Below are 13,025 nucleotides of genomic sequence, written 5' to 3'. Positions count from 1 at the left end.
GTCAGGGAATGACTGGCGGCAGGTAGGACAGGGTGGTCCCCAGGGCCCAGAGCAGCACCAGCACCAGGGGCGCATGCACCAGCAACTGGACAAAGGAGAAGCCGATCAGGTCCCGGGCCTTCAAGCCCAGCACCCCCAGCAGCGGCAGCATGTAGAAGGGGTTGATCAGGTTCGGCAGGGCCTCGGCGGCGTTGTAGATCTGTACCGCCCAGCCCAGGTGGTACTGCAGGTCATTGGCCACCTGCATCACGTAGGGCGCCTCGATGATCCACTTGCCGCCGCCCGAAGGAATGAAGAAGCCCAGCACCGCCGAGTACAGCCCCATCAGCAGCGCGTAGGTGTCGTGGGAAGCGATCTGCACGAAGAAGGTCGAGATGTGGTGGGCCAGGGTCTGGCCATCCACGCCCTTGACCACGGTCATCAGCGCGGCGATCGAACCGTATAGCGGGAACTGGATCAGCACCCCGGTGGTGGTGGGCACTGCCCGGGCCACGGCATCAAGGAAGCTGCGCGGGCGCCAGTGCAGCAGGGCGCCGGCCATCAGGAACAGGAAGTTGTAGGTGTTGAGCCCGGAGATCGCGGTGATCGCCGGTTTGGTGGCGAACTCGTGATACAGCCAGCCGGCCGCCAGCAGCGCCAGGAGAAGGGTCAGCAGCGGGCTGTATTCCAGCCATTCGCCAGGGCGGGTCCGGGGTTGCGGCTTGGGCATGCTGAAACTCGGGTCGACCCCGCAGGCCTGGGCATCCCGGGCGCTGCCGGGGCCGGGCGCCGTGGCGTAGGCGACGATCAGCGAGACCACCACCAGGGCCAGCAGCAGGACGCCGGATTGCCAGAGAAAGATGGTCTGGGTGAAGGGAATGACCCCGGTGATGGCCAGGATCGACGGTGGCAGGCTGCCGGGGTTGGCCTGCAACTGCGCCGCCGAAGACGACAGCCCCAGGGCCCAGACCGCGCCCAGGCCCAGGTAGGCGGCAGCGCCGGCGGCGCGGTAGTCCATGCGCAGTTCGGTACGCCGGGCCAGGGCCCGCACCAGCAGGCCACCGAACACCAGGGACAGGCCCCAGTTGAGCAGGGAGGCGACCATGGAAATCAGCGCCACCCAGGCCACCGCCGAGCGGCCGTTCCTGGGAATGCGCGCCAGCTTGTCGATCAGCTTCACCGCCGGCGGCGAGCTGGCTACCACATAGCCGCCAATGACCACGAAGGCCATCTGCATGGTGAAGGGGATCAGGCTCCAGAAGCCGTCGCCAAACGCCATGGCGGCATCGGTGGGCTTGGCGCCCATGGCCAGTGTGGCCAGGGCAACGATGATCACCGCCAGCGCGGCGAACACCCAGGAGTCGGGAAACCAGCGTTCGGCCCAGTTCGAGCAGCGCAGGGCAAAGCGGGCGGAGCGGCTATCTTGAATATCAGCGGCCACGTGAGTACCTCGGATTTCTTATGTTTATAAGGAGGTCGGCCGCCCCAGGCAGAGGCGGCCGAGAACTGTGCAAGAATGCGGCAATTGCCACGGACTGCAAAGGATCTCAACGCCCATGTCATTCTCCCCCGAAGAACGCGCCGCACTGCTCAAGGTCAAGGGTGTCGGTTCTACCGTGGTCGCTCGCCTGGAACAACTGGGCATCACTTCCCTGGCCCAGCTGGCCGCCGCCGATGCCCTGCACATCGTCACCCAGGCTTCGGCCCTGGTGGGTTCCAGTTGCTGGAAGAACAGCCCCCAGGCCCGCGCGGCGATCCAGGCGGCGATCGCCATGGCCAAAGGCAACTGAAGCGGTGCAGCGCCACCCGCCTTTCGCCTATCAGGCGGTCTACCGCTACCTGTCGCGGTGGATCGACAACGCCGCCAGCGATCAGGAGCAACGCCTGCCGTCATTGCGCGAACTGGCGCAGCGGCTGAAGGTTTCCCTGTCCACCATCAAGTACGCCTACGCCCTGCTGGAAGACGAGGGGCGCATCTGTTCGCGGCCGCGCCAGGGCTATTTCACCCGGGCCCTGGCCGCCGCGACCGTGCCCGAGACCGGTGAGGATCTGCTCGACAACCTCTATGCCCAGGCCCGCCTGCCGGGGCGCCTGGCGCTGTGCAGCGATGCGCCGGCGATGCTGCTGTCGCTGGAGCAACCCTTGCTGATGACCGAGCGCGAACTGGCCCGCCAGTACCCGCGCAACCAGGCACCGCTGTACCAGCCCCTGGGCGAGCAGGAGCTGCGCAGCGAACTGGCCCGGCGCTACACCTGCTCCAGCCGCGACTACTGGCAGGCCGACCAGGTGTTCCTGGGGGCCGATCTGCACAGCGTGGTGGAGTTGGCGTTGCGGGCGCTGGACCTGGACGGCGGCGTGGTGCTGGTGGAGTCCCCGTGTTCCTGGGCGATCCTGCGCCAGTTGCGGGCGGCGCGCCTGCGGATTATCGAGCTGCCCCTGGATGCCGGCGGGCGCTTCGATCTGCAGCAGGTGCAAGCGCTGCTTCAGCGCGAGCCGGTGCGCCTGGCGGTGTTCTCCTCGACGGTGAACATCCCCCACGGCAGCCTGATGCCCGCCGCCGACAAGCAGCAGCTGTGCCGCTGGTTCGCCGAGCGGGGGATCTGGCTGCTGGAGAACGACAGCTACGGAGCATTCAGCTTCGTGCCCGGCGCTGCTCGCTATCGGGATTTCGCCGATCCCGAGCGCCTGCTGGTGTTCGCCAGCCTGGACAAGGCCATCGGCGCCGAGGCGCCCTTGAGCTACGTGCTGAGCCGCAGCCTGGGCCCGGCCTTGCAGCGCCAGTGCCTGGAGCGGCGCTTTCGCCTGTCGCCGATCCGCCAGAAGGCCGTGGCCCGGCTCTTGAGTTCCGGTCGCGTAGACCAGCACGTGCTGAAACTGCGGGGCATGCTGCAACAGCGGATGAAGCAGTTGCAGCAACTGCTGGACGAGCAGGCCGGCGGGCTGTTGCATGCGCCGCTTGCCGCCGGCGGCGCGACCTTGTGGGTCGAAGCCAGGCGCCCGGTGCCGATGACCCGGGTCTACGAGCGCCTGCTGGCCGACGGCATCGTCATCGCCCCGGGGGCGATCTTCAGCCAGCAGGGCTTGTGGCAGCAGCACCTGCGCCTGAGCTTCACCCTGGACTGGAGCAAGGATATCCAGGGCGCCCTCGGGCAGTTGGCGCGGGCGGTGAGTCAGGCTTCCTGAACCACCCCATAACAATGCTGCAACTGCGGAAAGGCCTGCTCCCGAACCTCTGCGGCGAAGCGTTCGCAGGCCTGGCTGATCAGGGCGCCGGCATCGGCGTATTGCTTGACGAAACGCGGCACCTGGGGCCCGCCCAGCCCCAGCAGGTCTTCGGTCACCAGTACCTGGCCGTCGCAGGCCGGGGAGGCGCCGATGCCAATGGTCGGCATCGGCGAGAAGTCGCTGATGCGCCGCGCCAGGGGCTCCGCAACCCCTTCCAGCAACAGGCTGAAGGCGCCGGCCTCGAGGTGGGCCCGGGCATCTTCCTCGATCTTGCGGGCCGCCTCGCTGTCGAGCCCCTGGGCCTTGAACCCGCCCATCTGGTTGACGAACTGCGGCATCAGGCCGATATGCGCCATCACCGGAATGCCCCGCTGCACCAGGAACTCCACGGTGGGCGCCAGGGCCCGGCCGCCCTCCAGCTTGAGGGCGGCGCAACCGGTGCGGGCCATCACCTCGGCGCAATTGCGGTAGGCCTGTTGCGGGGATTCCTGGTAGCTGCCGAAGGGCATGTCGGCAATCACGCAGGCCAGGCGGCTGCCGGCCACCACCGCGCGGGTGTGGGCGATGATTTCCGCCAGGCTCATGTCCAGGGTCGAGGTGCGCCCGTAACCGACCATGGCGGTGGAATCACCGATCAGGATGAAATCCACGAAGGGGTCCATCAGCCGCGCCATGTGGCTGGTATAGGCGGTGAGGGAAACGATCTTCTGCCGGCCTTTCATGGCCACCAGTTGCGGGACGCTCAGGCGCTGGGTGCGGGTATGGCTGCTCATGACGACTTTCCTGATTCTGCTTGGGTGGGAAAGTGCCCGATTATTGGCCTGGCGCGCGGCCGTTCAAGGTACAGAAAACCCCGGAAAACCAACCCAGGGCCGGGAACGGGTTGTTCCCCGGATCTTTTGCGTAGACCATGAGCGCCTTTGCTTTGTGCTGCCATCGAGTTGCTTTATGACCCCTTCCACTGAGTCGTCGCCGGCGCGCTTTTCCCGCTCCGACTACAAGACCCTGGGCCTGGCCGCCCTGGGCGGTGCCCTGGAAATCTACGACTTCATCATCTTCGTATTTTTCGCCCTGACCCTGAGCCAGCTGTTCTTTCCCCCGGAAATGCCCGAGTGGCTGCGCCTGCTGCAGAGCTTCGGGATCTTCGTCACCGGCTACCTGGCCCGGCCCCTGGGCGGCATCCTCATGGCCCATTTCGCCGACCGCCTGGGGCGCAAGAAGGTCTTCAGCCTGAGCATCCTGATGATGGCGCTGCCCTGCCTGCTGATCGGCATCATGCCGACCTATGCCCAGATCGGTTATTTCGCGCCCTTGCTGCTGCTGGCGCTGCGGGTGCTGCAAGGTGCCGCCGTGGGCGGCGAAGTGCCCAGCGCCTGGGTGTTCGTCGCCGAGCACGCGCCGCGGGCCCATCGCGGTTATGCCCTGGGCTTTCTCCAGGCCGGGCTGACCTTCGGCTACCTGCTGGGCGCCCTGACCGCGACCTTGCTGGCGCGGGTCTTCAGCCCCGAGGAAATCCTCGACCACGCCTGGCGCTATCCCTTCCTGCTGGGCGGCGTGTTCGGCGTGATCGGCGTCTGGCTGCGCCGCTGGTTGAGCGAAACCCCGGTGTTCGTGGCGCTGCAGCACCAGCGCGATGCCGCCGCCGAACTGCCCCTGCGCACCGTGTTACGGGAACACCGGCTGGCGATCCTGCCGGCGCTGATCCTCACCTGCGTGCTGACCTCGGCGGTGGTGGTGTTCGTGGTCATCACCCCGACCATGATGCAAAAAAGCTTCGGCATGAGCGCCAGCCACACTTTTGCCCTGAGCAGCCTAGGGATTGTCTTTCTCAACATCGGTTGCGTGCTGGCGGGGCTGATCGTCGACCGCCTCGGCGCCTGGCGCACGGTGATGCTCTATAGCCTGCTGCTGCCACTGGGCATCGCCGTGCTCTATGGCTGCCTGATCAGCGGCGGCGCCTGGATCGGCCTGGCCTATGCCATCGCCGGCCTGGGCTGCGGCGTGGTGGGGGCGGTGCCGTCGGTGATGGTGGGCCTGTTTCCGGCGAGGATTCGCGTGTCGGGGATCTCATTCACCTACAACATCGCCTATGCCCTCTGGGCCAGTACCACGCCGTTGCTGCTGATCGCCCTGATGCCCTGGAGCCCCTGGATCTGCGTGATCTACTGCGCAGTGATGGGAGCGGTGGGAGTCGTCAGCGCCGGTTACTTCGGCGGCCGTGTGGGTGAGGAAGGGCCAGCGGCGGCGAGAGAAAGCTGCATGGCTGACCAACGCTAGGACTTTTCTTCGGCCTGCTGTGATTCAGCGAAGCGGCGAGCTAGAGCCTTCACCACAACGCCTCTTGATCCCGCGTGAAACCGGGCTGAAAAAGGGCTTTCAGCCCCCGGTTTTTTCCCGCTAATCTCCCGGAACGCGCGGCCTGCGCTTGGGTTTCCGGGAGCTGTCTTGATTCGTTCGACGCTGTGTTCCTTGCGAAATTTCTCCGCCTTGGCGCCACTGTTACAAGTGGCACTGATGAGCTTCGTGCTGGGGTTGGTGTTTGCCCTGATCCAGGCCTGGACCTGCACGCAACTGGACTACGGCCTGGAGGGCGCCAGCCCCGACAGCTTGCGCGCCCGGGTGATCGCAGTGGAGGCCGGGGCGTTGCTGGTGGAGGAACTCGACACCGGGGAGCGCCAGCGCTTGCGCCTGAACCGTGAACTGACCCGGCTCCAGCTGCCACTCGCTCAACTGCCGGGGCAGACCCTGGGTCTCCGCCACCTGCGGGGGTACCTGCTCAGTTGTAGTCGCGACGATCAACCCGGGTGCAGCGCCCTGTGTTCCAGCGCGGCAGAGTGCCAGCAGCGCCTGCGCCAGGGCGACTCGTGTGTTGGCCTGCTGGGCTTTGCCTGGCTCGTCAGCCTGATCTGCGGGCTGCTGCATGGCTTGGGGCATCGACCGTTCTGGCAGCGAGCGGGCTCCTGAGGCCGCTTTCGCGGGCAAGCCCGTTCCTGCAGGTGCTCCGGCTTGCCGGCGAAGAGCCCCCCGGGCCTGCTGTCATTCGGGCAGCAGTTGTTCCAGATAGCGGGTGCGTTCGGTGCTCAGGCGGGTCACGCAGAGGTTGATCAGGGTCACATGGGCCGGCTTGCCCGGTTCCACTTCGAAGGCCTCCAGCACGCAGGTGCTGTCGCGGTATTTGATCCAGGCGCGTTGGGCGTTCTTCAATTTGCCGAGGTATTCCTGTTCTTGCAGCAGGCTGCTGGGGTACAGGTTGTGCACCCGGACCAGCAGCGCCTGATAGCTCTGGTTGAGTGCGGCGTCGGCCCGCTCCTTGTCCTGCTGGGCGCAGCGGTCGACCTGTTCGCTGACGCTGATGTGCTCGCAATCCAGCGCTGCGGCCTGGGCAGGCGCCCAACCAGCGGCGCCTGCAATTACGGCGATGACGAGGCCAAAGATCCAGGGCTGATAAGGCATGTCGGTCCCTTGCGCTGAGAATGAAGCGGGCATTCTACAGCGCTGTTCCCAATGCAGAAGGGCTGGCCTGCCCACCACGGCCAGCGGTTATTGCAACCAGTGCCAGAGCAGCAGCGTCCCCACCAGCCCGACCACGGAAACAATGGTCTGCAGCACCGACCAGACCCAGAGTGTCTGCTTGAGTTGCAGGCCGAAATACTCGCGCACCATCCAGAACCCGGCGTCGTTCACGTGGCAGAAGAACACCGAGCCGGCGCCGATGGCCAGCGCCACCAGGGAGCTTTGGGTGGCGGCCAGACCGGCCATCATCGGCGCCAGGATGCCGGCGGTCGTGGTGGTGGCCACGGTAGCCGAGCCGGTGGCCTGGCGCAGGGCCACGGCGATCAGCCAGGCCAGGAGGATATAGGGCAGGTGCGCGCCTTCGGCCACCTTGCTGATGGTCTGGCTGACCCCGGCATCCAGCAGCGTCTGTTTGAGCCCGCCGCCGGCGCCAATGGTCAGCAGCAGCACGGCAATCGGTGCCAGGCTTTTGCGCAGGGTGTTGCCCACCTGGTCCCGGGCCATGCCGTTGGCCCAGCCCAGGCAGATCACCGCGGCGATCACCGCCAGGCCCAGGGCGATCAGGGGTTCGCCGAGAAATTTCAGGGTCAGGGCCAGGGTGTTCTCCGGGCTCATGGCGACCTTGGCCAGGGTGCTGCCGAGCATCAGCAGCACCGGCAGCACAATGATCAGCAGCGACACGCCGAAGCCCGGCTGGCGCGGGGCCTTGGGCGCAGCACTGAACAGCGCGCCGAGCTCCGCCGGTTCGCTGACCTGCAGGCGCTTGGACAACCAGTTGCCATACAGCGGGCCGGCCAGGATCACCGCCGGCACGGCCAGGCACAAGCCCAGCAGCATGGTCAGGCCGAGGTCGGCGTGCAGGGCGCTGACGGCGATCAGCGGGCCCGGGTGCGGGGGCATCAGCGCGTGCAGGGTGGTCATCCCGGCCAGGGCCGGAATGGCGATTTTCAGCAGCGGCAGGCCCGAGCGGCGGGCCATGACGAAAATGATCGGCACCATCATCACCAGCCCCACTTCAAAGAACAGCGGCAGGCCGATGACCATCGCCACCAGGGCCATGACCCAGGGCAGCGACTTGCCCTTGCCCAGGCCCAGCAAGGTCGAGGCGATGCGGTCGGCGGCGCCGGACTCGGCCATCAATGCGCCGAGCATCGAGCCCAGGGCAATGATGATCCCGGCCTCGCCGAGAATCGCCCCGGCGCCCTTGCTGAAGGCCTTGGCCACTTCCTCCGGCGGCAGGCCTGCGCCCACCCCGGCAATGAAGGTACCGATCAGGATCGACAGGAACGGCGGCAGTTTGGTGGCGCTGATCAGCACAATGATGCTGGCGATGGCCACCAGGCAGCAGATGATCAGGCGGGTGTCGTGGACCATCCAGGCGGCAGTCGATACATCCAAGGCGGGACTCCTCAATCGGCTATTTTTATCTGTTACGTTTTGTTTCACTTTTTCGGGAGCATACCCGAGGCGCCCGCCGCAGAGGGCTTATGCGCACTTTTGGTGCATTCGTTAGCCGGCTAACTATGGGCCTGACCTGGATAACCGGCAGATAACCGGCAGATGACAATTCGCTTATCCAGCCCTGGGCACCTGGCCAATCGAACTATCATCAGAGCCACGCTTTACCAGCCAACCGAGGATCTCTCATGGGCGCAGGACACAGTCACGGCCAGGTACGGGCCGGGCATGAACGCAAGTTGTGGATGGCCCTGGGGCTGACCGGCAGCTTCATGCTCGCCGAGGTCATCGGGGCCTTTGTCACCGGCAGCCTGGCGCTGCTGTCGGATGCCGCGCACATGCTCACCGATACCCTGGCGCTGGCCATCTCCCTGGTGGCGATCCAGGTCGCCAAGCGCCCGGCGGACCGCAAGCGTACTTTCGGTTATGCGCGCTTCGAGATCCTCGCCGCGGCGTTCAACGCCCTGCTGCTGTTCGTGGTGGCGTTCTACATTCTGTTCGAGGCCTGGCAACGCCTGCAGGCACCGGCCGAGATCCAGTCCACGGCAATGCTGGTGATCGCGGTGCTGGGGCTGATCGTCAACCTGATCTCCATGGGCCTGCTGGCCTCCGGCAGCAGCCAGAGCCTCAACGTCAAGGGTGCATACCTGGAGGTGTGGAGCGACATGCTCGGTTCACTGGGGGTGATCATCGCCGCGTTGGTGATCATGTTTACCGGTTGGGGCTGGGTCGATTCCCTGGTGGCCGCGGCCATCGGCCTGTGGGTGTTGCCTCGGACCTGGACCCTGCTCAAGGAGAGCATGAACGTGCTGCTGCAAGGGGTGCCGGACGGGGTCGACATCGACCAGGTGGAGCAGGCCATACGCCAGGTGCCGGGGATCAGCGAGGTGCACGACCTGCATATCTGGGCCCTGACCAGCGGCAAGAACGTGCTTAGCGCGCATCTGGTGGCGCACCTGCAAGGGCGGGATGAACAGGCGATCCTGGCCGAGGTCACCGAGCTGCTGCAGGAGCGCTTCGACATTGCCCACGTCACCTTGCAGGTGGAGCAGGTAGGGTTTCATGAGCAGGTGCATGAACATTGAGGGAGCCGCGCTTGCGTCTTGTGCAGGAGCCGGCTTGCCGGCGAACACGGCCGTGCCTCAGTCGCGTTCTTCAAGGACATAACCCACACCGCGCAGGGTGTGGATCAGCTTGCGTTCGAAAGGGTCGTCGATCTTCGCCCGCAGGCGGCGGATCGAGACTTCCACCACATTGGTGTCACAGTCGAAATTCATGTCCCAGACAAAGGAAATGATCTGGGTCCGCGACAGCACCACGCCGCTCTGGCGCATCAGCAGGTGCAGCAGGGCGAACTCCTTGGTGGTCAGGTCGATGCGCTGCTTGCCGCGAAAGGCCCGGTGCCGGCCCTGGTCCAGCTCCAGGTCGGCGACCCGCAGCACATCCGGCACCGGCGCCTGTTCGCTGCGGCGCATCAGGGTGCGGACCCGGGCCAGCAATTCCGGAAACTGGAACGGCTTGACCAGGTAATCGTCGGCGCCCAGGTCCAGGCCACGGATCTTGTCCGCCAGCCGGCCCTGGGCGGTGAGCATCATCACCCGGGTGCTGCTGTCCTGGCGGATCTGCCCGAGCACGCCCCAGCCGTCGATGTGCGGCAGGTTGATGTCGAGGATCACCAGGTCGTACGCATGCTGGCGAGTCAGGTGCAGGCCATCCGCGCCGTTGTTGGCGCAATCCACCACGTAGCCACTTTCAGTCAGCCCCTGATGCAGGTAGTCAGCGGTCTTGGGTTCGTCTTCGATGACCAGAATACGCATGAAAATGAGGTTCTCGGCAGATGGGAGACAGTAACGAAAAGACGCGAATAATCAGCGGGCCAATGCTCGAAAGTTGTGCGGCCCCGTGCCGTATTCGTGTTCTTTAAAGTTCGCTTGCTGGCACTTGAAAAGTGCTCTTGATGTTCACTTCGAATAGCCGGATGTTAATACAGAACCTTGAGCCAGAGCCTTTGCTAACGGATTTGTAATCTTTGCGCCACCCTGCTGATAAGCACTGAAAGTTACAGTTGGCCGAACTTGAAACTCTCCCTGTCAATGGGCGAACTGCTGCAGTTTCATATCGGCCGGAACTCCCGTGGATAAGCGTCGATATGGTGCGCTGCAACTTCGCAGACACTTTGCCTCCATAGGGGCCGGAACTTGTTATGCCGACTTTCCCGAGAATATCTGCCCGGGCAGCACGCACCTGCGTCCTGACCCTGTTGCTGGCCCTGGCGAGCCAATCTGCAAGCGCCGTCGAGCAACCGCTGTTGAGCCTGGACAGCGCCCTGGCCCGAGCCTTTGCCAACAACCCTGAACTGGCCGCCGCACGCTGGGAGATCGACATCGCCCAGGGCGCCCGCCAGCAGGCCGGGCTCATCCCCAACCCGGTGCTGTCGGTGGACGCCGAGGACACCCGCCGGGATTCGCGCACCACTTCGGTCAAGCTCAGCCAGGCCCTGGAGCTGGGGGGCAAGCGCGGAGCACGGATCGACGTGGCCAGTCGCGGTCAGGAGCTGGCGGCCCTGGAGCTGGAGCGGCGTCGCAACCAGTTGCGTGCGGATGTTCTGGATGCCTATTACGCGGCGCTGCGGGCCCAGGAGCGCACCCAACTGGCCGGGCGCTCCCTGGCCCTGGCCGAACGGGGCGTGGCGGTAGCCCAGGGCCGGGTCAACGCCGGCAAGGCCTCGCCGGTGGAAGCCACCCGTGCCCAGGTGCAACTGGCCGAGGTGCGCCTGGAACTGAACCGGGGGCAGATGGAGCAGGACAATGCCTACCGACGCCTGGCCATGGTCACTGGCGCGGCCACCAGCGACTTTGCCGGGGTGCAGGAGCAGCCCCTGGCGCTGGCGGCGCTGCCGGCCCCGGCACAGTTGCTTGGCCGCCTGCCGGAAACCACCGAACTGCGCCTGGCGGAGCAGGAAGTGGTGCAGCGCGAGGCGTCCCTGGGGCTGGAGAAGGCCCAGCGCATTCCCGACCTGGACGTCAGCGTGGGCAGCCAGTACGACGCCAGCGCCCGGGAGCGGGTCAACCTGGTAGGGCTGTCGATGCCTTTGCCGCTGTTCAATCGCAACCAGGGCAACGTGCTGTCCGCCGCCCGCCGCGCCGACCAGGCCCGGGACCTGCGCAACGCCACCGAATTGCGCTTGCGTACCGAAACCCGCCAGGCCCTGGAACAGTGGAACACCGCCCGGGGCGAGGTGCAGTCCTTCAACCAGACCATCCTGCCCGCCGCCCAGCGTGCGGTGGACAGCGCCACCCAGGGCTTCGAGATGGGCAAGTTCAGCTTTCTCGACGTTCTCGATGCTCAACGCACCCTGATCGGCGCGCGCACCCAGTACCTCGCCGCGGTGGCGCAAACCACCGATGCCTGGGTACGGATCGAGCGCATCTACGGCGACCTCAGCCGTTGGTGAAACCCTGGCTGATGGGCCTGGCGTGCCTTGCCGCGTTGCTGGTGAGCGACTGCAGTGGCGCACCCCCGACAGCCCCCGAAGACCCACCCGCGCATTGGTGCGTGCATGAGCTGCATCGGGCCATTGGTCAATGGCTGTTTCCCTCTACCCCGTAAGGCAGCGCCTGGCGCTACCGACCCTCGATCGATTCAGGAGTCCCCATGGATAAAAAACGCAGCCTTGTTCTGGCCAGCACGGCAGTGGTCGGCCTCGGGCTGGCGGCCTTGCTGCTGCCGGGCCTGTTCGCCAGCCCGGCAACGGTGCCCCAGGCCGAGGAGGCCGGGCACGGCGCCCAGGAGCCCGAGGGCCATCTGGAACTCAGCCCGGAACAGATCCAGGCCGCCGGCATCGAGCTGGCCGCAGCCGGTCCGCGGCGCCTCAACCGGGTACTCAGCCTGCCGGGAGAGATCCGCTTCGACGAGGACCGTACCTCGCACATCGTGCCCCGGGCCGCCGGTGTGGTGGAGTCGGTACAGGTCAACCTCGGCCAGGCGGTCAAGCGCGGCGAACTGCTGGCGGTGATCGCCAGCCAGCAGATCTCCGATCAGCGCAGCGAGCTGGCCGCCGCCGGGCGGCGGGTGGAACTGGCCCGTACCACCTTCCAGCGCGAGCGCCAGTTGTGGGTCGACCAGATCTCCGCCGAGCAGGATTACCTGCTGGCACGCCAGGCCCTGCAAGAGGCGGAAATCGCCCTCAACAATGCCCGGCAGAAGATGAATGCCCTGAGCGGCAGCGCCCAGTTGGTGGGCGGCAACCGCTATGAAATGCGCGCGCCGTTCGACGGTGTGGTGGTGGAAAAACACCTGAGCGTGGGCGAAGTGGTGGGCGAAAGCAGCGCCGCGTTCACCCTCTCGGACCTGTCCCGGGTCTGGGCCACCTTCGGCGTGTTTCCCAAGGACCTGGACAAGGTCCGGGTCGGCCAGCCGGTGCAGGTCAGCTCCAGTGAGCTGGGGACCCAGGTCCAGGGCCAGGTGGCCTACGTCGGCAGCCTGCTGGGGGAACAGACCCGCACCGCCACGGTGCGGGTGACCCTGGCCAACCCCAATGACGCCTGGCGCCCGGGGCTGTTCGTCTCGGTACAGGTGGCCACCGAAGCCTTCGACGCACCGGTCAGCGTGCCGCAGACGGCGATCCAGACCGTGGAAGACCGGCCCTCGGTGTTCGTCCGCGTGGCCGAGGGGTTCCAGGCCACGCCTGTGGTCACCGGGGCCAGCCAGGACGGTTTTGTCGAGATCCGTGAGGGCCTCGAAGCCGGGGCCCAGGTAGCCGCCCGCGGCAGCTTTACCCTCAAGTCCGAACTGGGCAAGGGCGCGGCCGACCACGGCCATTGATCGGCCTCATCAGAGAGTGACTTCCC

General features: G+C 66.1%; 12 protein-coding genes. 7 read left to right on the top strand and 5 right to left on the bottom strand.

What is annotated here, in order from left to right:
* Nucleotide 1: 1 nt before the first annotated feature.
* The gene (locus AC1RL5_RS25935) at nt 2-1,420 is read right to left on the bottom strand and encodes a short-chain fatty acid transporter (protein ID WP_011063472.1); all 1,419 of its coding nucleotides are present in this window, start codon (nt 1,418-1,420) and stop codon (nt 2-4) included.
* Nucleotides 1,421-1,535: 115 nt separating this feature from the next.
* Between AC1RL5_RS25935 and AC1RL5_RS25930 the strand changes: the two genes are divergently transcribed.
* Both AC1RL5_RS25930 and AC1RL5_RS25925 read left to right on the top strand, forming a co-directional pair.
* Nucleotides 1,536-1,769 (top strand): hypothetical protein, encoded by a 234-nt coding sequence (locus AC1RL5_RS25930; protein WP_041774476.1) that lies wholly within the window; start codon nt 1,536-1,538, stop codon nt 1,767-1,769.
* A gap of 4 nt (nt 1,770-1,773) precedes the next feature.
* Entirely contained in the window at nt 1,774-3,162 is a 1,389-nt protein-coding gene (locus AC1RL5_RS25925; RefSeq protein WP_093408069.1) for an aminotransferase-like domain-containing protein, read from the top strand.
* Here AC1RL5_RS25925 and panB read toward each other — a convergent pair.
* Nucleotides 3,150-3,977 carry a 3-methyl-2-oxobutanoate hydroxymethyltransferase gene (gene panB / locus AC1RL5_RS25920; protein ID WP_011063469.1) on the bottom strand — a complete coding sequence of 276 codons (828 nt, stop codon included), beginning with the start codon at nt 3,975-3,977 and terminating at the stop codon, nt 3,150-3,152. The genes AC1RL5_RS25925 and panB overlap by 13 nt on opposite strands.
* Nucleotides 3,978-4,152: 175 nt before the next feature.
* Between panB and AC1RL5_RS25915 the strand changes: the two genes are divergently transcribed.
* Entirely contained in the window at nt 4,153-5,481 is a 1,329-nt protein-coding gene (locus AC1RL5_RS25915; RefSeq protein WP_207239599.1) for an MFS transporter, read from the top strand.
* 237 nt (nt 5,482-5,718) lie between these two features.
* Complete coding sequence (locus AC1RL5_RS25910; protein WP_083533699.1) at nt 5,719-6,168, top strand: hypothetical protein; 450 nt, start codon at nt 5,719-5,721, stop codon at nt 6,166-6,168.
* A 72-nt stretch (nt 6,169-6,240) separates the two neighbouring features.
* Here AC1RL5_RS25910 and AC1RL5_RS25905 read toward each other — a convergent pair whose 3' ends face one another.
* Complete coding sequence (locus AC1RL5_RS25905; protein WP_015637031.1) at nt 6,241-6,657, bottom strand: lysozyme inhibitor LprI family protein; 417 nt, start codon at nt 6,655-6,657, stop codon at nt 6,241-6,243.
* An 87-nt stretch (nt 6,658-6,744) separates the two neighbouring features.
* Nucleotides 6,745-8,115, bottom strand: a complete 1,371-nt coding sequence (locus AC1RL5_RS25900) for a GntT/GntP/DsdX family permease (RefSeq protein WP_011063465.1) — start codon at nt 8,113-8,115, stop codon at nt 6,745-6,747.
* A 248-nt stretch (nt 8,116-8,363) separates the two neighbouring features.
* Here AC1RL5_RS25900 and AC1RL5_RS25895 point away from each other — a divergent pair, with 248 nt between their 5' ends.
* A complete protein-coding gene (locus AC1RL5_RS25895; protein ID WP_492589899.1) occupies nt 8,364-9,260 on the top strand; it encodes a cation diffusion facilitator family transporter in 897 nt (298 codons plus the stop codon).
* A gap of 57 nt (nt 9,261-9,317) precedes the next feature.
* Here AC1RL5_RS25895 and AC1RL5_RS25890 read toward each other — a convergent pair whose 3' ends face one another.
* On the bottom strand, nt 9,318-9,992 hold the full coding sequence (locus AC1RL5_RS25890) for a heavy metal response regulator transcription factor (protein WP_011063463.1): 675 nt from the start codon (nt 9,990-9,992) through the stop codon (nt 9,318-9,320).
* Between the two features lie 386 nt (nt 9,993-10,378).
* Here AC1RL5_RS25890 and AC1RL5_RS25885 point away from each other — a divergent pair, with 386 nt between their 5' ends.
* Both AC1RL5_RS25885 and AC1RL5_RS25880 read left to right on the top strand, forming a co-directional pair.
* The gene (locus AC1RL5_RS25885; protein WP_072450971.1) at nt 10,379-11,629 is read left to right on the top strand and encodes a TolC family protein; all 1,251 of its coding nucleotides are present in this window, start codon (nt 10,379-10,381) and stop codon (nt 11,627-11,629) included.
* 200 nt (nt 11,630-11,829) lie between these two features.
* Nucleotides 11,830-12,999: an efflux RND transporter periplasmic adaptor subunit gene (locus tag AC1RL5_RS25880; protein ID WP_492589897.1), complete on the top strand. Its 1,170-nt coding sequence runs from the start codon at nt 11,830-11,832 to the stop codon at nt 12,997-12,999.
* Nucleotides 13,000-13,025 lie beyond the last annotated feature (26 nt).

The sequence above is a fragment of the Pseudomonas sp. GW822-FHT06D10 genome (assembly GCF_058799535.1).
Note: the sequence above shows the minus strand (reverse complement) of the source record. Positions and strands in the feature narration are given on the sequence as shown.